The following is a 23,278-nucleotide window of genomic DNA, read 5'->3' as shown; positions in this document are numbered from 1 at the left end:
GTGGAAACGGGGTGTCCTCTCTTCTTGAAAACTGAACACTGCCAACCAGCAAACTTTCAGGCCTCCGCCCCCCCGGGAGACCTTCCTCGGCTGAAGCCTCAACTCCTTCTTTATTTCAGCACGAGGCGGGCGGTGGCGCAGGCGGCGGCGTCCGGGCGGTCGGCGAGGGAGGCGGTGATGGCGTCGCGGGTGCGTTCGATCTTGCCCTCGTGGACGACCTTGCCGTTCGCCTTCACGGTGACGGGCTGGTCGAGATCGAGCAGGGCGTCGGAGAGCCAGAGGGTGGTGCCGGCGGGGGCGTCGCCGTCCAAGGTGATGGTTTGCTTTTCGACCGTGGCGGTGAGCTTGGCTCCGGCCTTGGCGGCGGCGGCGGGGGTGCCGAGCCAGTAGAAGCGGTCGTGGAGGACGTCGTCCTGGACCCACACGACCTTCTTCGGCCAGGTGCGGCGGGTGAACCCGGCCATCCACGGCACGGCTTCGGCGTCCTTCTGGTTCATCCAGTGGCCGAGACCTTCGTAAATGCGGACCATGTGGGTGTAACCCTCCGGGTCGGCTTTCTGGAGCTCGTCGAGTTTCTCGCCGTAGTCCTTGCAGAGCTTGTTGCGGTCGTAGGCGCGGTCCCAGCCACCGCAGAAGATGGCGAAGGGGACGTTGCGCAGGCTGGCGGGGGCCATGTCCCCCGGGTGGCCGGCCATCATGGCGACGGCGGCGAAGCGGTCCGCCATGCGCGGGCCGAGCTGCCACGCGCCATCGCCGCCAGCCGAGTAGCCCATGAGGTAGACCTTGTCCGGATCGACCCCGCGGACGGCGATCATGTCCTCGATGATGCGGGCGAACATCGGATCGATGTGACCCTCGTGCCAGAGGTTCCAGGTGTTGGTGGGGGCACGCGGGGCGATGTAGATGCCTTCGGGGGGCTGGTAGAGCTTGATCTGGTTCTGCCACTGCTGGTCGTTGACGGCGGCCGGGGCATTGCCGCCGCCGTGCATGGAGATCCACAGGCTGCGCTTGCCGACCGGGGCGTCACCGAAGGTTTTTTCCAGCCACGGCATGGTCTTGTCGCCCACGGTGATGGACTTCGCCTCGATCTCGGCGGCGCGCTCGGTTTTCAGGGTGGCGAGGCGTTCGGCGGCGAGCTTCGCCACCAGGTCGGCGGCTTCCTTTTTCTCCAGTCCCGCGGTGGCGAGACAGGTCGCGAACGAGAGGCAGGCGAGAATCCGAAATGTCATTCCGGCTGACTATCGCGGCGGCCACAGGGAGCAAGGACATTCCCGGGCGGATCCAGCCGGGTTTTCCGGTGGGTTGGCGAGGGGCTCCTCCGCCACGGCCGGCGATCTCCGGCGGACAAGCGGCGGCCGGGCTGCTAAGGTGGCGTCATGACGTGGTTCCACTGGGCGGTGCTATCGGCGGTGTTCGCGGCGGTGACGACGATTTTCGCGAAGCTGGGCCTGCAGGGCGTGGACTCGGATTTCGCCACGCTGATCCGCACGGCGGTGATCCTGCTGGTGCTGGGGGCCTTCGTGGTGGCGGCCGGGAAGTGGAGCGATCCGGCGGCGCTGCCGGGGAAGACATGGCTGTTCCTGGTGCTCTCCGCGCTGGCGACGGGGGCCTCGTGGGTGTGTTACTTCCGGGCGCTGAAGGATGGCACGGCCTCCCAGGTGGCGCCGATCGACAAGTCCAGCCTGCTGCTGGTGGCGGCCTTCGCGTTCCTGTTCCTCAAGGAGCGGCCCAGCCCGCGGGAGTGGGCGGGGATCCTAATGGTGGGCGCGGGGGTGGTGGTGCTGGGGATGAAGAAGTAGGGTGCTCGGTAGGGGCATCTCGCCGAGATGCCCGGGTGGTGGGGGGGGAGGAAGAGAGTCCATTGGACGAAGGGATGGGACGCGCTGAGGGGGGGCGGACGGGGGTGCTAGGCCCGGTCGCCCCGGCGGTGCGACCCTACCTTTGCAGCGTGCCTCTGGAGGTAGGGTCATCTCGCCGAGATGACCGGGCGGCGGAGGTGGTTGCGGGAAGAAGGCCGTCCCAACAGACGAAGGGATGGGACGCGCTGAGGGGGGCGGACGGGGGTGTGAGATCCGGTCGCCCCGGCGGTGCGACCCTACCTTTCCTGCTAGACGATCGCGGCCTTCACGGCGGCGACGTGGGCGGCGACGCGGTGGGCGAGCGGGGCGCTGCTGGGGGTTTCGAAGGTGAAGGAGAGGCGGCAGCCGTTCTTGGCGAGGAAGATGGCCTCGGGCCAGTGCTCGGGCAGGTCGGCCTCGGCGGGGTGGTAGATCCAGCCGGGTTCGCGGATGTCGTGGCCGTCGATGAGGGCGCTGGGTTCGGGCGGGAACCAGGGGGAGACGGCGTCGAGGATGGCGCGGGCGCGGGCGGGGCTGTCCGGGCCGCAGTTGATCTCGTAGAAGTAGAAGCCGGTGCTTTCCCAGTCCTCGTGGAGGGAGATGAAGCGGTCGGCGATGCCGCTGGCGTGGAGCCATTTGGTGTGGGCGCAGACCTCGGGAGTACGGCGGACCCAGTAGTCGCGGTTGAGATCGCGCCCATCGGCGTTCTCGCGGCGGCCCATGGCGAGGCCGGTGGGGTTGAGGGCGGGGCAGAGCAGCCACTCGCCATCATCGTGGAAGGCACCGGTGCGGACGAGCTCGAGCAGGGCGAGCGGGCCGGCGGGTTCATCGCCGTGGATGCCGGCGGAGAGGTAGGTGCGGCGGCCGGGGCCGGGCTTCAGCCAGGCGATGAGGTCGCCGGAGGCGGTGGTGCCGAAGCGCTGGGGACGGAAGCCGGCGGCCACCGCCGCGGAGGCGAAGGTGGGAAGGAAGGCGGGCCAGTCGAAGGGGTCGGTCACCGCCGCCACCATGGCGCGGATGGCGGAATCGTGCAACCCCGCGGGAAGGTCAGGCGGGGTCCTCGGGTGTTTCCTCCGCCGCGCCGCGCGGCCAGCCGAGCAGGCGGTGGGTGATGACCGGGATGATGAAGAGCAGCAGCATCAGCACGGACCAGACGATCTTGAAGGTCTGGCTTTCGATGAGGTGGGCGAAGCCGGACTGGGGCTGGAAGTGGACCCACAGTCCGCCGAGGAGCTTCAGGCCGAGCAGGCCGACGACGACGAAGGCGCAGGTTTCCAGGAACGGGTAGCGGTGCATCAGCTTCACGAAGCCCTGGGCGGCGAAGCGCATGCCGAGGATGCCGACGAAGACGCCCATGCAGATGAGGTAGCGGTTGTCGGTGAGGGCATTCGCCACCAGCACGTTGTCGATGGAGAACATCAGGTCCATCACCTCCACGGCGAGGACGGTGGCCCAGAAGGTGCCGAGGAATCCGGCGGCTTTCAGGAAGAACCAGTTCCCCTGCTCCACTTCCACGGCTTCTTCGGCTTGTTGTTCGACATGCTCGTGGCCGGTGAAGTGCTTGATGGCGAGCCACAGCAGGTAGGCGCCGCCGAGCGGGCCGACCCACCACACCTGGGTGAGGAAATTCACGGCGAGGATGCAGGAGCCGCGCAGGACGTAGCCGAGGAGCAGGCCGAGTTTCAGGGCCTTGCCGCGCTGGTCGACGGGCAGCTTGCGGACCATGGTGGCGAGCACGGCGGCATTGTCCACGGACAGCACGCCTTCGAAGACGATGATGCCGAGGACGATCGGGATCGCCGCTTTGATATCCGGGCCGAGAATTTGGTGAAGCCACTCCATGACGGGCGCGCAGGGTGCCGGTTGCGGCGGGTGAGGTCAACTTCAACGGTCACGGACGGGTTACCCGTCGAGGCCGGGATGCGCTTCGAATCTGTTGGAGAGCACTGGACGAACGCACGGACCGGCGTTAGCGTGGCACGCCATGAAAAATGCAATTCTCGCATCCCTTACGCTGGGCGTCGTCGCCCTGACGAGCTGCGCCTACGATCCTTATCCCGGTGGTGGCGGTGGCTACCCGGGCGGTGGCTATCCCGGTGGGGGTTACCCCGGCGGCGGCTATCCCGGAGGTGGTGCCCAGGCCGGCCAGGCCTATCGCCTCGGCCAGAACGACGGCGCGCGCGACAAGCGCACGGGCCGCGGCTACAATCCGACCCGCGGTCAGTACTCGGTGGCTCCGCCCTTCCGTGACAATTACCGCAGCGGCTACTCGGTGGGCTTCCGCTCGGTGGGCGGCTATCCGGGTGGAGGTTATCCCGGCGGCGGTGGTGGTGGTTACCCCGGTGGCGGGGGCTATCCCGGTGGCGGCGGTTCCCACGTGAGCTACTACCGCATGGGCTACAGCGCGGGCGCGAGCGACAAGCGCCGCGGCCTGACCTACAATTCCGCCCGTCACTGGGGCAGCGTGCCGGGCGGCGAGCACGTGGAGTTCAACCGCGGTTACGCCGCCGGCTGGGCCTCCTACCGCTGAAGCGCGGGCCGTGTGATGAATTCGAACGAGGGAGGGACGGAGACGTCCTTCCCTTTTTTCGTGGGCCTCATTCCCGTAGCCGCGCTCGTGAGAGCGTGAAGTAGCGCGAAGCTTGGCTTCGCGTCTGGCGGCGGGCTCGACAGGTATCGGGGACGCCCTTTTCAAAAAGGGGTCGTGATCCGCACGCGAAGCCAAGCTTCGCGCTACCTGGAGAACCCGTGGTCTCAGTAAACCGGGGCGCCGCTCTGGTCACCACCGCCGCCGCCACCCTGGCTCTTGTTGGCGGAGGTTTCCATGCCCTGGCCCAGCAGGCGCAGGTCGCGGCCGAAGCCGATGGCGGTGTTGCAGGAGGAAAGGAGAAGGCCGGCGGCGGCAGCGGCGAGAAGAAGCAGCGCTTTCATGGGAATTCCCATACGCGCATTTTCCTCCGGCGCAATCATTAACTTTGCTTAAGTTCCCGCCGCAGCGCGACAATTCCGTCGCGGATCTCGAAAACGGACTGGCGCAGGCGGGTGAGCGCCTGGAGCTGGTCCGGGTCGGTTTCCTGATCGAGCAGGGCCTGGCAGGCGGCCATGGCTTCATTGAGCCAATTGAGGCAGCGCTTGAGCACGGCGAGGACGAAGCCGGCCTCCGGTTCGTAGCCGCTGCCGCAGCCATTGAGGGCTCCGGCGAGCTTGGCGCTGACCTGGAGGAGATTGGAAACGAGGCAGTGGGCGGCGGTGTCCGGGCCGCCGTCCCGTGAGACGAGGTCCACGGAGCGCAGGGCGACCTCGTAGGCGAGGGCCTGGAGCGGGTGGCGGTCGTCGTCCTGGGCCTCCGGGGTTTCGTCCTCGTCCGGGGTCCAGGAGGAGGAGAACTCCATGTCCTCGGTGAGGCCGGGGATGTCGTTTTCATCGCGCTCGGCGAGGGCATCGAGCAGGCCGTCCCAGCCCATCACGAAGGCCTCCTTCCGCTCGGCGTCGGCATCGTCCATGTACTTCTCCAGGACCTCCTGGTAGGCTTCGGCGAGGCGGTCGGATTCCTTCAGGCGCTCCTCCCATTCGTATTCGTCGAGGTCATCGCCATCCTGGTCCGTGGCCGGGGCGGGCCCCTGGCGGCGGCGGATGATGGTGCTCATGAAGTCCCGCATGGCGTGGAGATTGGCGAGCTGCTGGGCCTGCTCGGCATCCTCGTCCATGGACCAGGCCGGATCGGAGACGGTGAGGCGGAAGGACGAGCTTTCGATGAGCACGCGGCCGTTCGCCTGGCTGAACCACTCGATGTAGAGCAGGTGCTTCCACTGGTAGGGGATCTCCTGCCCGGCGGCGTGGAGGGTGTGGATCTCCTCCTCGCCCACGGTGGAGACGCGGGCCTTCCGGGAGGCGGTGATGTCCCCGGTGACGCCGTTTTGCACCGGATCGAGGGCGGTGCCGGTGGCCTCGGCCTTCGGCTCGGGGTTTTCGAAAAGCAGTTTCGCGCCGGCCAGATCACGCCAGCAATCGCCATCCAGATCGAGCACCACGGGCTCCTCGCGGCCGAGCAACCACAGCCGGCCGGTGGTCCTGCCCTCGATGGTGTTGTCGATTTCCCCGCGCACGAGGGCGTCGTCGATCCTGAATGCCATGAGGTGCAGTCTCTGCGAAGCGGGCGGGGTGCGTCAATCCACTTGATGCACCGGGTTCCGGCGCTAGGGTGGCAGCGGAAAAAAGATTTCATGCCGGACATCGCCAAGATCCTCCACACCGCCCTGCAGGTGCTGCTCATCCTGCTCGGGTTCAATCTCATCATCTTCGTCCACGAGCTGGGCCACTTCCTCGCCGGCCGCTGGCGCGGATTGAAGATCGACCGCTTCCAGATCTGGTTCGGGAAGCCGATCTGGAAAAAGACCTGGAACGGCGTGCAGTACGGCCTCGGCTGGCTGCCCTTCGGCGGGTTCGTGAGCCTGCCGCAGATGGCGCCGATGGAGTCCATCGAGGGCCGCACCTCGGAGAAGGGCGAGCCGCTGGCACCGATCTCGCCGCTGGACAAGATCATCGTGGCCATCGCCGGGCCGCTGTTCTCGCTGCTGCTGGCGCTGGCCGCGGCGGGCATCGTGTCCGTGGTGGGCAAGCCGGTGGACACCATCCCGACCACGAAGGTGGGTTCGGTGGACAAGGATAGCCCGGGTGCGAAAGCAGGCATCCGCACCGGGGACACCATCCTGGCGGTGAACGGCCAGAAGGTGGAGGTCTTCGCGGGCAGCTCGAAGATGAACGGCATCTTCGAGCAGATCATTCTCAGCAAGGGCCAGGAGATCCATTTCACCATCCAGCGCGAGGGCGAGCCGCAGCCGATCGAGCTGGTGTCGAAGTTCGATATCCCGGAGACGAAGTGGTACCAGCGCAAGGCGCTGCGGGAGGTGGGGATCAGTCCGATGCCGGAGATGGTGCTCGTTTCCACCGTGATGAAGGGCAGCCCGGCGGAGAGGGCGGGGCTGAAGCAGTGGGACCGCCTGGTTTCGGTGAATGGCCGGAAGGTGGCGTGCGTGTCGGATTTCCTGAAATTCATCGCCGAGGCGGGCACCACGCCGGTGGAGATCGCCTATGAACGGACCTCCGAGGGCCACGACAAGATGGAGGACATGAAGCTCAGCGAGCTGAAGAAACTCCCGTGGACCCCGGGAACGGCGACCGTGCAGGCCGAAGTGCCGGTTTCTCCGGCGAACCACGCGCCGATGGTGGGCCTCGCCCCGGCCGATATCGCGGACCAGACTTCCGATACGCGCACGCCGGGCGCGTGGGAGCAGATCGGGGAAAGCCTGAGCATGATGTGGACCACGCTGGACCGCGTCACCTCGAAGGACTCCAGCATCGGCATCGACCACCTCAGCGGCCCGGCGGGCATCGCGAAGGCCCAGTACCGGATGCTCCAGATGGAGAATCCCTACAACCGCCTGCTCGGCTTCTTCGTGCTCTTCAACGTGAACCTCGCGGTGCTGAACATGCTGCCCTTCCCGGTGCTGGATGGCGGCCACATCCTGCTCGCCCTCATGGAGTCGATCGCCCGCCGCCCGGTGAAGGCGCGCGCGCTGGAGTGGGTGCAGACCGCCTTCGCGCTGATGCTCATCAGCCTGATGCTCTACGTCACCAGCAAGGACCTCTTCGGCGACATCGGCGGCCACCGCCGCGACGCCCCCGAGGTGGTCTTCAAGCAGCCGTGAGGCGGCAGGGTCATCTCGCGCCGGGATGACCGGGTGGTGGAGGGAAAGGGATGTGCCCGTGGCAGCGGACGGATCTTTTCGACCCGGTCGCCCCGGCGGTGCGACCCTACCTTTGCCCCCTTCACCACTCCGGCTCCTGCTGGCGCACGGCTTCGTAGAGGGTGATGGCGATGGCGGTGGAGAGGTTCAGGCTGCGGGTGGAGTCCGGCTTCATCGGGATGTGCAGCGCGCTGTCCCCGGCGGCGTACACGATTTCCTCCGGCAGCCCCTTCGTCTCGCAGCCGAAGACCAGGTAGTCCCCGGCTTGGAAGGCGGTGGTCCACGGCGAGCGCGTCGCCTTCGTGCTCAGGTACCAGAAGCGCGCCCCCTCCCCGGCCGCCGCCTGGAGGTCCGCGAAGGACTCCCACACCCGCACGTCCACGTCCTGCCAGTAGTCCAGCCCGGTGCGGCGCACGTACTTGTCCTCCAGGGAAAACCCGAGCGGCTTCACCAGGTGCAGCACCGATCCGGTGGCGAGCGCCAGCCGGCCCGCGGCACCGGCATTGTGCGGGATCTCCGGCGCGACCATGACGAGGTGGAACATGCGCCCGGTCTAGGCCACGCGCCCTCAGTAGCACAAGCATTCCTGCTGCTGGTCCGGCCTGCGCCCTCTGCCTCTTCTCTTCCTTCTTGCGTCTTCCAGTCTTCCGTCTCCACGCGTCACTCCTCCTTCGGCACCGGGATCGTCGGCGCGCCGCGGTGTTTCCACGTGTCCTCCGCGCCTTGTTTCGCGGGCACTAGGATACTGCCTTGGCCGTAGCGGCGGAAGTAGGCCAGATCGCTGATCACGAAGGTGTCCTTTAGCTTCGCCGCATCGGACCGCCACAGGCTGGGCGTGCCGTTCACCGTTAGCACCGTCCACGTCCGCGCGGGCTGGTAGATCTTGTCGTTCGCGAGCGTCACCACGTTGCCCTGGACCGTGTAGGTACCGGTGAGGGGATAGGCCGGGTCGTCCTGGCCCTTCATGTCCGATTCGAACCAGTAGCGGAACTTCCCGCCCTTCAGCTCCAGCACCGTCGTTTCGTAGCCGGTGTAGGTCAGGAACACGCCCTCCTGCGGCTTCGCGTCCTCGATCTTCAGGTTCTTCAGGCGCTGCGGCGGTGCCTCCTCCGCTTGAGCGGAAACGCACGCCAGCACTCCTGCCAACGCCAAGCCGGTGATCGATGGTTTCATCATCCGGGATGACACTCCGCGCGGCGGTTCCTTGGAAGAAATCTCCGTTTCCGGCAGGAGTTGAGCCTTTAGGCGAGAAAGGTCTTCCGGGGGGCGGAGTCCGGGGAGCCGCCTTCCCTGTCCGGGCCGCGAGGTAGCGCGAAGCTTGGCTTCGCGTGTGGCGGAGAGCTCGATGGGAACCGGGGATGCCCTTTTCCGTGTAGGGCCGTCACCTGCACGCGAAGCCAAGCTTCGCGCTACGTTTCCTGCCGCCGCGCGTTGGCGATCCGCCCTGCTTCGGAACCGTGCGACCACCCCCTCTTCTCTTCCTTCTTGCGTCTTCCAGTCTTCCGTCTTCCGGAGGGTTGGCCATCTGTTCACTCGCCGCCCCCGACCGCGTCCACCCATCCTCGCGGCGATATGAATCCAGATGTATCACACCATCACCAAAACAAAGACACCGCACCGCTTTGCACCCGCCGGGAGGCCGCTGCCTACCTGCGGCTCTCGCCGCGCCAGTTTTCCAATCTCGTGCACGCCGGGGAGATCCCGGTGGTCCGTTTCGGCGCGGCGATCCGTTTCCGCCGCGCCGATCTCGAGGCCTTCATCGAGGCCAGCACCGGCCGCGCGGTGAAACCGGAGCAAGGAGGTGCCCATTGAAAACCGTCCTGGAGACCCCCTCCTTCCGCGAGGCCGCCGCGGAAATGTTCCGCCTCGATGACGTGATCCCGATCTGGCGGCCCTCGGACTTCGCCAACTTCCAGCCGCCGCGCGACTTCATCCTGATGGGCGATTGCCACCTCACCCGCGGCGGCCTCACCGTCCTCGGCGGCTGGCCCGGCGTCGGGAAAAGCCGTGCCGCCGTCGCCCTGGCCATCGCCGGGGCCACCGGCACCCCCTGGTTCGGCCACCCCGTCCACGCCCGCTTCCGCACCCTCATCGTCCAGTGCGAGAACGGCCCCTACCGCCTCAAGTCCGAGCTCACCCCGCTGCTCCAGCGCCCGGATGGCGTGGACCTCGATGACTGGGTCCGCATCACCCCGCCACCCCCGCACGGCCTCGCCTTCCACGACCTCACCTTCCGCGTCCGCCTCCGCGAGCGCATCGCCCAGATCCGGCCCGCCCTCGTCGTCCTCGATCCCTGGAACCGCGCCACCGATGGCGACAAGCAGACCGACTACCGCGCCGCGCTCGATGCCGTCTTCTCCTGCCTCCCCGAGGACCCCTGCGAAAAACCCGCCCTGCTCATCCTCCACCACATGCGGAAGAAAAGCAGCGAGTCCACCCGCAAGGTCGGCCGCGATCTCCTCCACGAGCTCGCCGGCAGCTACCAGATCGGCAGTGCCGCCCGCTGCGTCTTCGCCCTCGAGCCCGCCAGCAATGCCACCGCCGACGACACCGTCGTCCTCACCTGCTGCAAGAACAACGACGGCAAGGAAGGCCCGCCGAGCGCCTGGCACCGCCGCGATGGACTCTTCACCCCCTACCCCGAGTTCGACATGGACGGGTTCCTGGCCGGAGAGGACGTGAAAGGACGGGGCATCCCGTTGCAGGCGCTCTCCAAAGCCCTCTCCGGCATGCGTTTTGAAACGCGCACTCAGGCGGTCAACCGCCTCTGCTCCCATGACCTGTGTTCCCGCAGCCGTGCTTACAGCGTTCTCAAGGAACACCCGGAACACATCATTGAGGACAGCGAGGGCCGCCTGACTTGGAAACCGTGACCCGTGGGGATCTGTCCTGTTTGTTCGCGAGCCTAGGGGAATGGACAAACAGGACAAACGCGGGGGACGCCTGTGAAGGAGTTGAGCCTTCAGGCGAGGAAGGTCTTCCCGGGAGGCGGAGTCCGAAAGATCTTCGATCGTTGTAAACGACGCACGGGAGGTCTTGGGCGAACGAGCGTGAACAGAAGGAGAGAGAGTAAGAAGAGAGAATGCGATCTCCCTCTATCTGCCCACGCTCCGTCCTATCGATTCTCTTTGTGCGTCGTTCCTCCCTTGGAAGGACATTCCGCACACCGCTTCCCCACGGGACCGCCCACCAGCCTCCGCCCCCGGGGAAGACCCTCCTCGCCTGAATGCGGCAGGAGCGATAGCGACGGGCTAATTCCGGCGAAGCCGCTAACTGGCATGGTCCGAAGGGCAAGGCTCAACTCCTTCAGAAGCCTCCACCGCGCCCCTCGATGCGCTGTCCTGTTTGTCCATTCCCCTAGGCTCGCGAACAAACAGGACAAGTCCTCTCCCGGCCCTCTCCCTCTTCTCTTCCTTCTTGCGTCTTCAAGTCTTCCGTCTTCTCCCATGCTCGACCCCACCCGTCTCGAAAAACTCCGTCACCGCGGAAACAAAACCCACGCCCGCTGTCCCGCCTGCGCCGAGGACCAGGGCGACCGCACCGGCAACCACCTCGTCATCTTCCCCGATGGCAAGTTCGCCTGCGCCGCCCGCCCCGGCGATGCCGCCCACCGCCAGCGCATCCACGCCCTCGCCGGAGTCCATGAACCCCGCCCGCCCCGCGATTCCCACGAATCCCGCCTCCCCACCGGCCACCTCCATACCTCCCGCACTTCCCGCCCACGTCCCCCCATCCCCTCTTCCTCTTCTTCCCCCGTCTTACCTCTTACTTCTTCCAGTCTTACGTCTTCGCGGGCAGCCCTCCTCGCCCGCCACGCCTGGGACCCCTACGACGCCTGGGAAGACTCCCCCCAGCGCCCCGATGGCCCCCTCGTCCTCCACGATCCCCGCCATTTTCTCAAAACCCTCTTCCCGTCCCACGCCCTGCTTTGGACCGGCGAAGTCCACGAAAGCGGCCCCCGTCACGCCCCCCGCTGGCGCACCTGCGCCGAATGGTGCGCTGCCCCCGATCATGAACCTCCTCTCCGGATAGGCCCCATGACCACCCCCGCCCACTGGGCCCCCGGCACCGTCTCCCGAACTACGGCGAACGTCGTATCCAGCCCCTACACCGTCCTCGATTTCGACGGCCTCGATGGCATCCACCCCGTCACCCCGGCCGAGCACGAGGCGCACCTCCACCACTCCCTCGCCATCATCCGGTTCCTGCGGCGGGAAATGGGCCTCACCCTCGCCGCCATCCTCCACACCGGCGGCAAAAGCCTCCACGCCTGGTTCGACACCCCGCCTCCACCCGTCCTCGCCTCCCTGAAAGACCACGCCCCCCTCCTCGGCCTCGATGCGGGCCTCATCGCCCAACCCGCCCACCCGTGCCGGCTCCCCGGCCACAAGCACCACAAAACGGGGAGAGTGGGGGAGGTGCTGTGGTTGAGGCTGCCATTCCTTTTGGCGTAAACTTTCGAGGGTCAAATGTGATTGTTGATCACATTATCGTTTTTTTGAGAGACAAGAAGGTTTGATGGTAATGCGTGCACGACAACCTCATTTGTTTCTCATTTTTTGAATTTTATTGCCAACAAGTTCATTTGTTTCTCAAATATTTTCTTCCGCAACAGCGGCTTCACCAATGACAGCGGCATTCCCGCCGCCACTGCCGCCCGCTTCACCCGCATCCTTCTGGACGAAGGCCTCCTGCAAACCGTGAGACCCTCATCGGGCCGTCAATCTGCCGTTTACCGCTTCGAGCCCCTCATGCAGCTGGTACGCGTTTGAGTGCGAGAACCCTGACGTGTATAGAAAAACACCATTTCTTATACACGTCCCCGCGATCTGCGTGGAAAACGCCCGGTTTCTATACACGTCGGCCCCGTTCTTCATCGTAGCCGCGCTCGTGAGAGCGTGGGCGGGGTGCATCCGCCCCGTTCCCCCAAGGCTCCAGTCCTTCATCGCTGCCCCCGTGCCTGCTCTTGCAACGCCCTGATGATCCCCGCATACGTCTCCGCGATCCACTCCGCCTCACGCTCGTCCTTGCTCTCCTCGATCTGGAACCACGGATCGTTCACCTCCCCGCGGTGCCAAGCCGCCGTCTTCGCCCACGCCTCCTGCCGGGCAATCAGCCCATCCAGCATCTGCCCGAAGTCCTCCACCGGCAGGGAAAAGTGAATCACGCGATCGTTCATCGCCAGAATCACCTGGCCAGGAGGCGGCTCTAACACAAGCTGGAAGTTTTCAGGTCCCCTGTCACGCTACCTCACATGGCCTCTGGCAAACGATGGACGCGCGACGAGCTGCTTGTGGCGCTGAATCTGTACCACAAGCTCACCTTCGGGCAGATGGATGCCCGCACGCCGGTGATCATCGCGCTTGCCCAGAAACTCGGCCGCACCCCGGGTAGCGTGGCCATGAAGCTCTGCAACCTCGCCTCCCTCGATCCGGCCCTGAAGCTCCGGGGGATCAAGGGGCTTGCTGGCGCGAGTGACCTCGACCGCAGCATGTGGCAGGAGTTCCACGAGAACCTCAACGAGGCGGCCCCTGCCAGCGAGGAGGCCATGCGCAAACTCATTGGAGCCAGAGAAACCGATACGATGGAGGTTGTTCCGGGCAAGGGCTTCCAAGTCCGCAAGCGCCCCCTTGATGAGGTTACCGAGAAGACCGCACTGGTGAAGCAGAGGCGCGGACAGGATTACTTCCGGAATTCCGTGGTGAACAATTTCGGAGGCAGGTGCGGGGTCACGCAGCTTGCGATCCGTGAGCTGCTCATCGCCTCCCATATCCTTCCGTGGGGCACCCATCCCAGCGAGCGCCTGAACGTCCGCAATGGACTCTGCCTCTCCCGCCTCCACGATGCCGCATTCGACCAAGGACTGATCGCCTTCGATGAAGAGTTGCGGATGGTTCTCTCTCCCAAGCTGAAGGCAGCCCTGTCGCAAAGGACGGTGGCAGAGAACTTTGGTGCTTACGAAAGGGTTCCCTTGATCCTGCCTGCCGACTCGGCCTTGCCCGAAACCGCCTTCCTCGCCGAGCATCGGGCGAAGATCTTTCGGAAGAAGTGAGCGCATCGCCGCATCATGCCCGAGGCGGCTGGAAGCTTCGACAGACTATGAGTAGCATTTTTCCTCGGTGATCAGGAGAGTGCCGCTTCTGCTTGAGTCCGTGGAAGATAGCCGCGCCGGGGTGGAGGAGAATCCTCCCCGCCCACGCTCTCACGAGCGCGGCTACGAAACGAAAAAGCCCCCGGGGTGGCCGGGGGCTTTGGAAGGAGGGATGAACGCGTCGTCCTCGGGGTGTGCGTGAGAAGCACGCAAGGCGGGAGCCTCGCGCTACTTCACTCGTGGTACTCCTGGATGCTCTTCACGGTGAGCTCGCGGGTCTTCAGGGCGCGGATGGCTTCGACGGAGGCCTCGGCGGCGGCCATGTTAGTGGCGTGGGTGTGACTACGCCCCCGGCCTCTGCATGGATTCTCCGGTGAGGATGGAGGTCAGGACGACATTGACGTAGTAGTTCGAGCGTCCGATCTTCTGCTTCTGGAGGAAGCCGCCCTCGGCGAGTTCATTGAGGTAGTTGGTGGCGGTGAGGCGGGAGACGCCTAGATCCCGCTCGACGAACTCGATCTTGGTGTAGGGGTGGTTGAAGAGGTTGTTGATGAGATCCTGGCTGTAGAATTTGTAGGCATCCCGGATACGGCGCTTGGTCTCGAGAAGGGCGGCTTTGACCTTCTGGATGATGACGATGGCTTCGGAGGCTGTTCTTTCGACGGCAGTGAGCATGTAGATGACCCATTCCTCCCAACGGTCCTCCGTTCTCACGGCTTGGAGCAACCGGTAGTAGTCGGCCTTGGTCCGCACGATATGGCGGCTGAGATACAGCACCGGGATCTCAAGCAGTCCCTCTTTGACGAGGTACAGCACGTTGATGATCCGCCCGGTGCGTCCATTGCCATCGTAGAACGGATGGATGCTCTCGAACTGATGGTGGATCAGCGCCATCTTGATGAGCGGATCGGCGTCGAAAAGGTTGGGCTCGTTGATGAAGCGCTCTAGCCCTGCCATCAGTTCCTCGATTTCATCCGGGTGCTGGGGGGGCGTGTAGACGACTTCTCCAGCGCTGTTTTTCAACGTGGTACCCGGGACTTTCCGAAAGCCCGCGTGGTTTTGCTCGAGGACCGCCTGGATCTCCAGGATGTGGCGGCTGGTCAGGAGACCGTCGCCCCGAACCTTCTCAAACCCGGCACGCAGGGCCTCCCGATAGCGCAGCACCTCCTTCGCTGCGGGGCCCAACCGGCTCCCTCCGCTGAGGTCGTCCTGGAAAAGCTCGTCGTGGGTGGTGACGATGTTCTCAATCTCGGAACTGTCCTTTGCCTCTTGGATGGCCAGGGTGTTGATCAGAATGTTCCGGTTCGGAATGGATTCGACCACGCCTTTCAGCTCCGCCAGACGGCGGCTGGCAGCGTTGAGCTTTTTCAAGATCTCCGGTGTTTCAAACCGTTGAGCTGAAAGGAGTTCTAGGGAACGAATCAGGTTCATCAACGTGTATAGAAAAGCATCGTTTTCTATACATGTCGAGGTTGACGTGTATAGAAAACGTCACTTTTCTATACATGTTGTGGCAACGTGCATGGAAAACGGGGAAAAGGTATGCACGTCCTGAAGGGCGATGGCTTTCACAGCAGGCCCTTCCTCACCACCTGCCATCCGTTCCAGCAATCCTCGGGGTCGATGTCGTCGTAGCCGCGGCTTTCCCGGGCTTTCTCGAAGGCGTCCCGCGGGGACATGACGCAGGGGGCTTGATCGCGGATGGCGATGACCTCGGCTTCGGTCAATGGCGAGCCCTTCTCCTGCTCGTGGTGCAGCAGGGTGGCGACAAGATGTGCTCCGATCTTCATAGGGGACCGCCGCGCCGGGGTGGAGGAGAATCCGCCCCGCCCACGCTCTCACGAGCGCGGCTACGAAAGAAAAAGCCCCCGGGTGGCCGGGGGCTCAGGGAGGAGGGACATTCCTGTCCCTCTTTGTGAAGAGTGAAGAAACACGGACAGGAATGTCCGTGCTCCCTGATCACTCGTGGTACTCCTGGATGCTCTTCACGGTGAGCTCCCGCGTTTTCAGCGCGCGGATGGCTTCCACGGAGGCTTCGGCGGCGGCCATGTTGGTGGCGTGGGAGATCTTCATCTGGATCGCGCCGGCGCGGATCTTGATCTCGTCCTCACGGCTTTCGTGGCTGCTGGGGGAGTTGATCACGAACTGCACGTCGCCGTTCTTCATGGCGTCGATCACCGTCGGGCGGGCGCCTTCGGAGAGCTTGTAGAGGCGGTGGCAGGGCAGGCCTTCCGCGATCAGGCGGGCCTGGGTGCCGCCGGTGGAGTAGATCTCGAAGCCGAGCTCGATCAGGCCGCGGGCGATTTCCAGGGCACGGTCCTTGTCGCGGTCGTTCACGGACAGGAAGACGTTGCCCTTCGTCGGCAGCGGGTTGAAGGCGCTGATCTGGGACTTGGCGTAGGCCATGCCGCGGTCGGCGTCGATGCCCATGACCTCGCCGGTGGAGCGCATTTCCGGGCCGAGCACGATGTCGATGCCGGGGAAGCGGTTCCACGGGAAGACGGCTTCCTTCACCGAGTAGTGCGGCGGGATGATGGTCTCGGTGAAGCCGAGCTCGGCGAGCGTCTTGCCGACCATGATCTTGGCGGCGAGCTTGGCGAGGGAGACGCCGATGGCCTTCGAGACGAAGGGCACGGTGCGGGAGGCGCGGGGATTGACCTCGATGACGTAGAGCTCGTCGTCCTTCACGGCGAACTGGATGTTCATCAGGCCCTTCACGTTCAGCTCGCGGGCGAGATCCTTGGCAGCCTGGGTGATCTCGGCCTTGATCTTCTCGCTGAGGGAGAAGGCGGGGATCACGCAGGCGGAGTCACCGGAGTGGATGCCGGCCTGCTCGATGTGCTGCATGATCGCGCCGACCACGGCCTGCTGGCCGTCGCTGATGCAGTCGACGTCGATTTCGGTCGCGCCATCCAGGAAGCGGTCGACGAGGACCGGGCGCTCCGGGGAGGCGGTGACGGCCTCGCGCATGTAGCGGCGGAGCTCGTCTTCCGAGTAAACGATCATCATGGCGCGGCCGCCGAGCACGAAGGACGGGCGGACGAGCACCGGGTAGCCGATGCGGTCGGCGGCGGCGATGGCGTCCTCCTCGTTGGTGGCGGTGCCGGCCTCGGCCTGCTTCAGGCCGATGCGGTCGAGCAGCGCGGAGAAGTGCTTGCGGTCCTCGGCCAGCTCGATGCTTTCCGGGCTGGTGCCGATGATCGGCACGCCGTGGCGCTTCAGGTCCGCGGCGAGGTTCAGCGGGGTCTGGCCGCCGAACTGGACGATCACGCCGTCCGGCTGCTCCTGGTCGCAGATGTTCAGCACGTCCTCGAGCGTGAGCGGTTCGAAGAACAGCTTGTCCGAGGTATCGTAGTCGGTGGAGACGGTCTCGGGGTTCGAGTTCACCATGATGGTCTCGTAGCCGAGGTCCTTCAGGGCGAAGGCGGCGTGGACGCAGCAGTAGTCGAACTCGATGCCCTGGCCGATGCGGTTCGGACCGCCGCCGAGGATGATGATCTTCTTCTTGTCGGACGGGCGGGCCTCGTTCTCGTCACCGTAGGTGGAGTAGAAATAGGGCGTGTAGGCCTCGAACTCCGCGGCGCAGGTGTCGACGAGGCGGTAGGTGGGAATGATCTTCCGGGCCTTGCGCTCGGCGCGGATCGTGTCCTCGGTCGGCACGTCGGCCACGGCCGGTTCCGGCTCGGCGCGCGGCGGGGCACCGGCGGGCTGGTCGGTTTCACCGTGGATGGAAACGTTGTGGATCGCCTGCGAGTGGGCACGGGCACGGGCGATCTGGCGGTCGGAGAAGCCGAGCTTCTTCGCGCGCTTCAGGTCGAGGTTGGCGAGGTCCTTGCCCTCTTCCGCGATCTGCTGGAGGTGGCCCAGGAACCATGGGTCGATCGCGGTGAGTTCGAAAATCTCCTCCAGCGTGAAGCCATGGACGAACGCGGTCTGGAGCCAGAAGATGCGCTCGGCGTTCGGCACGCGCAGCTTGCGCTCGATGTCCTCGCGGGTCACGCCGTGGGCCTCCTTGCTGTCGAAGCCGAAGCCCCAGCGGCCGGTTTCCAGCGAGCGCAGCGCCTTCTGCATGGACTCCTTGAAGGTGCGGCCGATCGACATCGCCTCGCCCACGGACTTCATCGCGGTGGTCAGCACCGGGTTGGCCTTCGGGAACTTTTCGAAGGTGAAGCGCGGCACCTTGGTCACCACGTAGTCGATGGTCGGCTCGAAGGAAGCCGGGGTCTCGCGGGTGATGTCGTTGCGGATTTCGTCGAGCGTGTAGCCCACGGCGAGCTTCGCGGCGATCTTGGCGATCGGGAAGCCGGTGGCCTTCGAGGCCAGCGCGGACGAGCGGGACACGCGCGGGTTCATCTCGATCACGATCATGCGGCCGGTCTTCGGATCGGTGGCGAACTGGATGTTCGAGCCGCCGGTTTCCACGCCGATCTCGCGGATCACCGCGAAGGAGGCGTCGCGCATGATCTGGTACTCGCGGTCCGTCAGGGTCTGGATCGGCGCGACGGTGATCGAGTCACCGGTGTGGACGCCCATCGGATCGAGGTTCTCGATCGAACAGATCACCACGCAGTTGTCGGCGCGGTCACGCATGACCTCCATTTCGAATTCCTTCCAGCCGAGCAGGGACTCCTCGATGAGGATCTCGGACACCGGGGACAGGTCGATGCCGGAGCAGGCGATCTCCTCGAACTCCTCGCGGTTGTAGGCGATGCCGCCGCCGGTGCCACCCAGGGTGAAGGCGGGGCGGATGATCAGCGGGAAACGGCCGATCTTCGCGGCCACCTCGCGGGCCTCTTCCATGGTGTGGGCCACGCCGGACTCGGGCACATCGAGCCCGATCTTGAGCATCGCCTCCTTGAAGCGGAAGCGGTCCTCGCCCTTGTCGATCGCGTCGGCGTTCGCGCCGATCATCTTGACGTTGTGCTTGTCCAGCACGCCGGACTTGAAGAGCGACATCGAGGTGTTGAGCGCCGTCTGGCCGCCGAGGGTCGGCAGCAGGGCGTCCGGCTTCTCGCGGGCGATGATCTTCTCGACGACTTCCGGGGTGATCGGCTCGATGTAGGTCCGGTGGGCGAACTCCGGATCGGTCATGATCGTGGCCGGATTCGAGTTCACCAGGACGACGGTGTAGCCTTCCTCGCGCAGCGCCTTGCAGGCCTGGACACCGGAGTAGTCGAATTCGCAGCCCTGTCCGATGACGATGGGACCGGAACCGATGACGAGAATTTTGCGGATCGAGGTGTCTTTTGGCATGACGGGAAGCGGGGCGTGCGGACCGGTTAGGGCGCGCAAGGGCTAAATTTCGAGGGGTTTGGCATCCCTGCCCCCTCTTGTAAAGGGTTGGATGTTTGGAATTTCGTCACGGGGGGATAAAAGTTTGCGGCGGTGGGGTTTCCGGGGGCGTTCTTCGTACGTCGTTCCTCCTTCAGGAGGGCGGGATCTTGGCGTAGCCGCGCTCGGGAGAGCGTGGGCTGGGTGGATTCACCCCGATCCTCGCACGTCCGGTTCCGCTCGGGGCCTCTCTTCGAACGTTGGATGTGGACCTGGATGAGGATCGTCGTCCGGCCTCCGATTGCGTCGCCCCTGGCCGGGGCTTGGACCTCATGGCCGATCTTTCCCGGTGGCTGGCGCCACCGGCTGGGATACGTCGCCCTCCGGGCTCGGGGATGACGGTCGCGAACCGGGGACTGGAGCTGCACGGAAACGGGGCGATCCACGCCGCCCACGCTCTCCCGAGCGCGGCTACCCCAAGACCTTGTGCCCTCCCCTGCCGCCGGGTAAAAGGGAGGCGTGGACGGATCGCCCATGCCCCTGCCTGACCGGCCTCCCGCCGGGGAGACCGGCTGGTGCCGCCATTCCGCGCGGGCCCGCTGCTACCGGAGCGCCGCGTGGTGGTTGTGCCTTGGCGGTCTCGCCCTGCCGCTGGGATTGGTGGTGGCCAGCCTGGTGGCGGCGTTTCTCCATCGCCCCGAGGTCGACCTGGGCAACCGGGATTCCAACCTGGTGGCGGTGGCCGTGCTGGTGGGGGCCATCGCGTGCCTCGTCGTGGGGATCGGTTTCATCCTGCGCGGGTTCTTTCGGTCACGGGCCAGACGGGGCGGGCACCCAGAGTGACAGACTCCCTTCTGGAGGAGCCGCCTGAACCGAACTCGCCTCCCCCGCCGCCCCCTGCTAGAAACTCCACCATGCCCCTCCGTCCGCTGCTTGTCGCCGCCGCGTGCCTGGCCATGGCCCCCGCTGCCTGTGCCGAACCGGCTCCCGCGGAGCCGGAGGGCCTGGAGGCCGCGCTCGAGCGTGTCACCCTGCCGAGCCTGAACTTCGAAGGCACCACGCTCCCGGAGGCCCTCGCCTACTTCCACCTGCGCATCCCGGAACTCGCCGGAAAACGCATCGTCGATTTCGACCTCGTCGATCCCCAGGGCACGCTGAAAGCCAGGCGGTTGACTCTGCGGGCCCGCTGCCTCCCCATCCCGGTTGCCCTCCGTTACTTCTGCATTTCGTGCGGTGCCACTGCCCGCTACCACGACCGCTCCATCACCATCGAGCCCGGCGTCTTCCCGGACACCCGCACCGATGAGCGCAAGAAAGCGGATGCCGCCCTCGCCCAGCTCCGCGAGGACGCCATGAAGAAAGTCGTCGTCGTCTCCTTCCTCGGCGAGGACCTGCCCTTGGCCGAGGCCGTCGATCACATCCGCCAATACGTCACCATCCGTGGCGTGCAGCCCCCCGCCACCGACATGGGCATCCGGGAGCCGCTCGGGCCTCCGCCGCTATCGAACATCCTCATTCTCGATCCCGCGGGCAAGCTGGCCGGGAAACGCATCGCCAACCTCCACCTGAAGAGCGTCCCGGCGACCCTCGCGCTGGAAACCATCGCCCTGGCCTGCGGGGCCCGCGTCCGCTTCGAGCCCTTCGCCACCATCGTCGAGCCGCTGTGAGCCCCTTCAATTCTTCCGCGTCTTCTCCATTCCCGGCGGCATCCAGTCCTTTTTCATCCGGGTCACGGAGGCCTCGGGTGAGGTGGCGGGGGTGGCCGGGATCTCCGGTTCCAGGCCGGCGGTGAGCAGCTTGCACTTCGCCCGCACCGTTTCCGCGGGAGCGTAGCCGGTGAAGCTGTCCACCTGCTTGCCATTCAGGAAAAAGCGCACGTCCGGGATGCCGGACACGCCGTTCTTCGCCGCGAGCCCCTTGCACTGGTCCACGTTGAAGCGGCCGATGACGACCTGGCCGGGAAACTCGGTGGTCATCTGCTCGAGCACCGGTTTCAGCATCTTGCACGGCCCACACCACTCGGCGTGATAGACCACGAGCACCAGCTTGTTCCGGGTGGCGATCAGGGCGGGGTATTCGCTTTCGGCCATCTCCTTCATCGGGATCGGCACGGGTTTCGCCGGGGCGGAGGCTCTCAGCTTCGCCCGCAGTGGTTCGACCAGCCGGGCCAGGATTGGCCGGAGTTGCTCGACCTGGATCGTGCCGTTGAAGGCTTCCACGTCCTTGCCATCCAGATAGAAAGTGGTTCCCACCACGCCGGGGGCTCCGGTCGTTTTCGAGAACAGCTTGCACTTCTGGATATCCAGCCGCCCGAGCACGGCCACATCGGAGTACTTCGCCATCTCTTCCTCCACTTTGCGCTCGATCTCGCGTTGTTTGAGCGTGTCCGCCGTCTCGGGGCCATACATGTCATAGATGGCCAGCACGCAGAGCTTGTCCCGGCGGTCGATGAAGTTTGGAAACTCCGCCTCCACGATGTCCTGGACGATCAACGGGGGCAGCGGCCCCATCGGCGGGGTCACCGCCGCGGTGTCCGCCTGTTTCCCTTTCAGCTTGTCCAGCAGCCCGGACAGGCCGCCGGGCTTTCCGGCCTCCTTCTTGCCGTCGCAGCCGGTGAGCGGCAGCAGCGCAGCCAGCAGCAACACCGTGAAAACCGTGCGGGATCGAATCATGGGACGGCTGCACTGTCCCGGAATCCCGCGATGAGGGAAAGTCCGAAAAATCGAACTCCCTTGATATTACATCCACCCTCAATGCCCCAACTCCGAGCGCTTCTGCACCCCGGGCGGCATCCAGCCCTTCTTCATGCGGGAGACGGAGGGCTTCCCGTCCTCGCCCGGCGGGATTGCGGCCACCGGCGGCGGGCGCAGGTCCTGGGTGTTCTTGTGGAAGATCGCGCGGATCTGGTCGAAGGTCCGCAGGCCCTTGAACCGCTCCACCTGCTTGCCATTCACGAAAAAGCGCACGTCCGGCAGGTCCGTGACGCCCTGGCGGCTGGTGAAGTCCCGGGACGCGTCGATGTCGAAGCGCCCGATCGTCGCCAGCCCGGGAAACTCCAGCGCCATCGAGTTGAAGATCGGCTCCAGGCTCTTGCCGGGCTCGTACCAGGAGGCCTGGTAGACCACCACGATCAAGCGGTTCGGCGTGGCCACGAAGCTGGCGTATTCCGGCGGGCTCATGTCCCGCGGCGGGCTCAGCGCGGCCACCCCCGGTGACGAGCCCTTGCGCAGTGAATCGGCGTAGTAGGACACCACGTTCCGGCATTGGGAAATGTTCATCCCCCCCACCCCCGCGTACATCTCGCGGCCCTCCAGGAACACCCGCAGCCGTGGTACGCCTCCGGTCTCCTCCTTTTTTAAAATCCGGCACCGCTCCGAATCCACCAGCCCCAGCGCCGCCACATCCGAATAGGCGGCCATCTCCTTCCGGAAGTCCGCGGCGAACTTCCGCTCCGCCTCCGGCTCCTCCCCTTCCCCGGCCACCCGGTAGGTCAGCAGCACCGCTAGTTTCCCCTTCTGGTCGATGAAGCCCGGCAGGTCCGCGTCCCCCACTTCCCGCGCGTCGAGCGACGGCAGCTTCTTCGGCACCAGGCTCGGATCGTCCTTCCGACCCGTCAGCAGGCTGTCCAGGACGTTGGAGAGGGTGGTCGACGATTTTCCCTCCGACGCCGAACGCTCACAATTCGTGAGCACGGAGACGGGCAAGCTGACCAGCAGCAGGCGGGGGAGCAGACGCATTCGGTTTTGGGGGAACCGGTTTCACTCTCGTGTAAGTCCGGAGGCACGGAAAGCTGAAAATCAGTCTTCCCTAAATATTTCAAGGGGTAGGAGAAGGAAGGCGGGAAGACGGAAGAGAAGAGGAAGAAAGGGCCTTCGCTTGATCCGGGGCAGCGGGAGCCCTTTCCTTGGGATGAGCATGGACGAGCCCTCCGAAGCGAACGCCCCACGGTCCTCCCCGCGACCGAAGCTGCCGCCCGGGCTGGTGGCCTACCGGGTTGTCCTGTGGAGCGTGGCGTGGCCGATCGCGCTGATCACCTTGGCCGGGGTGATGAGTTTGAGTCATTGGATCCCCATGTGGTCCGGCCTGTTGTTCTTGATCGGAAGCGCGTTAGGGCTGGTGGAAGCCTATTGCATCGGGTTGCTGGACCACCGGCTTCTGCGGGGATATCGGGACCCTCACGGCTCTTCTTCCGGGCACGCCTTGGATTTCGTGGCCCACCAGATCGGGATGGCCATGGTCCTGTTCATCGCCATCGTCATGATCGCTGTTTTAATCCGGGCCTGGTGAAACGAAAAAACGCCGCCCGGTTTCCCAGGCGGCGTTTTTGAAAA

General features: G+C 65.3%; 23 protein-coding genes and 1 pseudogene. 11 read left to right on the top strand and 13 right to left on the bottom strand.

All coding sequences use genetic code 11. The features are described 5' to 3' along the window. Positions 1-110: 110 nt before the first annotated feature. The gene (locus llg_RS06380; protein WP_338288873.1) at positions 111-1,229 is read right to left on the bottom strand and encodes a hypothetical protein; all 1,119 of its coding nucleotides are present in this window, start codon (positions 1,227-1,229) and stop codon (positions 111-113) included. 147 nt (positions 1,230-1,376) lie between these two features. Here llg_RS06380 and llg_RS06375 point away from each other — a divergent pair, with 147 nt between their 5' ends. Further along, entirely contained in the window at positions 1,377-1,799 is a 423-nt protein-coding gene (locus llg_RS06375; RefSeq protein ID WP_338288872.1) for an EamA family transporter, read from the top strand. Positions 1,800-2,107: 308 nt separating this feature from the next. Here llg_RS06375 and llg_RS06370 read toward each other — a convergent pair whose 3' ends face one another. Next, positions 2,108-2,872 carry a M14 family metallocarboxypeptidase gene (locus llg_RS06370; protein WP_338288871.1) on the bottom strand — a complete coding sequence of 255 codons (765 nt, stop codon included), beginning with the start codon at positions 2,870-2,872 and terminating at the stop codon, positions 2,108-2,110. A gap of 13 nt (positions 2,873-2,885) precedes the next feature. Then, positions 2,886-3,680: a hypothetical protein gene (locus llg_RS06365; RefSeq protein ID WP_338288870.1), complete on the bottom strand. Its 795-nt coding sequence runs from the start codon at positions 3,678-3,680 to the stop codon at positions 2,886-2,888. A gap of 142 nt (positions 3,681-3,822) precedes the next feature. Between llg_RS06365 and llg_RS06360 the strand changes: the two genes are divergently transcribed. Then, on the top strand, positions 3,823-4,368 hold the full coding sequence (locus llg_RS06360) for a hypothetical protein (RefSeq protein WP_338288869.1): 546 nt from the start codon (positions 3,823-3,825) through the stop codon (positions 4,366-4,368). A gap of 224 nt (positions 4,369-4,592) precedes the next feature. Here llg_RS06360 and llg_RS06355 read toward each other — a convergent pair whose 3' ends face one another. Both llg_RS06355 and llg_RS06350 read right to left on the bottom strand, forming a co-directional pair. Beyond that, on the bottom strand, positions 4,593-4,769 hold the full coding sequence (locus tag llg_RS06355; protein WP_338288868.1) for a hypothetical protein: 177 nt from the start codon (positions 4,767-4,769) through the stop codon (positions 4,593-4,595). A 38-nt stretch (positions 4,770-4,807) separates the two neighbouring features. Continuing rightward, positions 4,808-5,971, bottom strand: coding sequence for a hypothetical protein (locus tag llg_RS06350; RefSeq protein ID WP_338288867.1), 1,164 nt, complete (start codon positions 5,969-5,971; stop codon positions 4,808-4,810). A gap of 90 nt (positions 5,972-6,061) precedes the next feature. Between llg_RS06350 and rseP the strand changes: the two genes are divergently transcribed. Further along, complete coding sequence (gene rseP, locus llg_RS06345; RefSeq protein WP_338288866.1) at positions 6,062-7,546, top strand: RIP metalloprotease RseP; 1,485 nt, start codon at positions 6,062-6,064, stop codon at positions 7,544-7,546. A 121-nt stretch (positions 7,547-7,667) separates the two neighbouring features. On the opposite strand, the gene llg_RS06340 is transcribed toward rseP, so the two are convergent. Further along, positions 7,668-8,129, bottom strand: coding sequence for a tRNA (cytidine(34)-2'-O)-methyltransferase (locus llg_RS06340; RefSeq protein ID WP_338288864.1), 462 nt, complete (start codon positions 8,127-8,129; stop codon positions 7,668-7,670). Positions 8,130-8,245: 116 nt separating this feature from the next. After that, positions 8,246-8,758 carry a hypothetical protein gene (locus llg_RS06335; protein ID WP_338288863.1) on the bottom strand — a complete coding sequence of 171 codons (513 nt, stop codon included), beginning with the start codon at positions 8,756-8,758 and terminating at the stop codon, positions 8,246-8,248. A gap of 399 nt (positions 8,759-9,157) precedes the next feature. Between llg_RS06335 and llg_RS06330 the strand changes: the two genes are divergently transcribed. From llg_RS06330 to llg_RS06315, 4 genes and pseudogenes are all read left to right on the top strand, one after another. Further along, a complete protein-coding gene (locus llg_RS06330; RefSeq protein ID WP_338288862.1) occupies positions 9,158-9,397 on the top strand; it encodes a helix-turn-helix domain-containing protein in 240 nt (79 codons plus the stop codon). Then, complete coding sequence (locus llg_RS06325) at positions 9,394-10,458, top strand: AAA family ATPase (RefSeq protein ID WP_338288861.1); 1,065 nt, start codon at positions 9,394-9,396, stop codon at positions 10,456-10,458. Before llg_RS06330 ends, llg_RS06325 begins: the two co-directional genes overlap by 4 nt. Before the next feature lie 573 nt (positions 10,459-11,031). After that, on the top strand, positions 11,032-12,039 hold the full coding sequence (locus tag llg_RS06320; RefSeq protein WP_338288860.1) for a hypothetical protein: 1,008 nt from the start codon (positions 11,032-11,034) through the stop codon (positions 12,037-12,039). 150 nt (positions 12,040-12,189) lie between these two features. Beyond that, positions 12,190-12,357, top strand: a pseudogene (locus llg_RS06315) (Fic family protein); the annotation flags it as partial. A gap of 170 nt (positions 12,358-12,527) precedes the next feature. Here the strand turns inward: llg_RS06315 and llg_RS06310 are convergent. Next, positions 12,528-12,752, bottom strand: coding sequence for a hypothetical protein (locus llg_RS06310; protein WP_338288858.1), 225 nt, complete (start codon positions 12,750-12,752; stop codon positions 12,528-12,530). Positions 12,753-12,839: 87 nt separating this feature from the next. Here llg_RS06310 and llg_RS06305 point away from each other — a divergent pair, with 87 nt between their 5' ends. Then, a complete protein-coding gene (locus tag llg_RS06305; protein WP_338288857.1) occupies positions 12,840-13,637 on the top strand; it encodes an HNH endonuclease in 798 nt (265 codons plus the stop codon). 381 nt (positions 13,638-14,018) lie between these two features. Here llg_RS06305 and llg_RS06300 read toward each other — a convergent pair whose 3' ends face one another. The 3 genes from llg_RS06300 to carB form a co-directional block, all read right to left on the bottom strand. Further along, positions 14,019-15,107: a Fic family protein gene (locus llg_RS06300; protein WP_345789192.1), complete on the bottom strand. Its 1,089-nt coding sequence runs from the start codon at positions 15,105-15,107 to the stop codon at positions 14,019-14,021. 137 nt (positions 15,108-15,244) lie between these two features. Next, positions 15,245-15,466, bottom strand: coding sequence for a hypothetical protein (locus tag llg_RS06295; protein WP_338288855.1), 222 nt, complete (start codon positions 15,464-15,466; stop codon positions 15,245-15,247). Between the two features lie 169 nt (positions 15,467-15,635). Next, a complete protein-coding gene (gene carB, locus llg_RS06290) occupies positions 15,636-18,929 on the bottom strand; it encodes a carbamoyl-phosphate synthase large subunit (RefSeq protein WP_338288854.1) in 3,294 nt (1,097 codons plus the stop codon). A 552-nt stretch (positions 18,930-19,481) separates the two neighbouring features. Between carB and llg_RS06285 the strand changes: the two genes are divergently transcribed. Both llg_RS06285 and llg_RS06280 read left to right on the top strand, forming a co-directional pair. Then, on the top strand, positions 19,482-19,790 hold the full coding sequence (locus tag llg_RS06285) for a hypothetical protein (RefSeq protein WP_338288852.1): 309 nt from the start codon (positions 19,482-19,484) through the stop codon (positions 19,788-19,790). Between the two features lie 71 nt (positions 19,791-19,861). Then, positions 19,862-20,614: a hypothetical protein gene (locus llg_RS06280; RefSeq protein ID WP_338288851.1), complete on the top strand. Its 753-nt coding sequence runs from the start codon at positions 19,862-19,864 to the stop codon at positions 20,612-20,614. Positions 20,615-20,620: 6 nt separating this feature from the next. Here the strand turns inward: llg_RS06280 and llg_RS06275 are convergent, their stop codons facing one another. Both llg_RS06275 and llg_RS06270 read right to left on the bottom strand, forming a co-directional pair. Continuing rightward, positions 20,621-21,619, bottom strand: a complete 999-nt coding sequence (locus llg_RS06275; RefSeq protein ID WP_338288850.1) for a thioredoxin domain-containing protein — start codon at positions 21,617-21,619, stop codon at positions 20,621-20,623. 78 nt (positions 21,620-21,697) lie between these two features. Next, complete coding sequence (locus llg_RS06270; RefSeq protein ID WP_338288848.1) at positions 21,698-22,684, bottom strand: thioredoxin domain-containing protein; 987 nt, start codon at positions 22,682-22,684, stop codon at positions 21,698-21,700. Between the two features lie 178 nt (positions 22,685-22,862). On the opposite strand from llg_RS06270, the gene llg_RS06265 reads away from it, so the two are divergent. Continuing rightward, on the top strand, positions 22,863-23,234 hold the full coding sequence (locus tag llg_RS06265; RefSeq protein WP_338288847.1) for a hypothetical protein: 372 nt from the start codon (positions 22,863-22,865) through the stop codon (positions 23,232-23,234). Positions 23,235-23,278: the final 44 nt, after the last annotated feature.

Origin of the sequence: Luteolibacter sp. LG18 (assembly GCF_036322585.1) — a bacterium.
In the GTDB taxonomy this organism is placed as follows: Bacteria; Verrucomicrobiota; Verrucomicrobiia; order Verrucomicrobiales; family Akkermansiaceae; genus Luteolibacter.
The sequence above is the reverse complement of the archived record's forward strand: the minus strand, read 5'-3'. Positions and strand labels throughout refer to the sequence as shown.